We start from the raw sequence: 295 nt of genomic DNA on the forward strand, positions 1-295 counted from the left end.
GCAAAAAGGGCATTTTTTGTATTCAAAGCCTTTGACCTCTTTTAAAGCCTTATAGGATAAGGCTTGCGGGGATTTTTAGCCTCCATTTTGTTACTTACGTCTGAAATCACATAAATTGCCCAAAGCATCGGTCAGGGCAAGGATTTTGGTCGTCATCCCGCCTTTGGATCGGCCGATTGCCTGTTTGAGCGTCCCCTTTTGCGCCCTGACCGTGCCGATGGGTTTTGACAATGGTGCCGTCTATCATGGTGTATTCATAGTCGGCATTTGTGTTCAGATGTGTGAAAATATTTTT

At 44.7% G+C, this 295-nt stretch carries 1 pseudogene; it reads right to left on the bottom strand.

Annotated features, from left to right (window positions below):
- Nucleotides 1-102 precede the first annotated feature (102 nt).
- Nucleotides 103-295 (bottom strand): annotated as a pseudogene (locus ACLD9W_RS12620) (IS5/IS1182 family transposase); the annotation flags it as partial.

Origin of the sequence: Neisseria sp. WLZKY-1 (assembly GCF_046546535.1) — a bacterium.
Classification (GTDB): Bacteria; Pseudomonadota; Gammaproteobacteria; order Burkholderiales; family Neisseriaceae; genus Neisseria.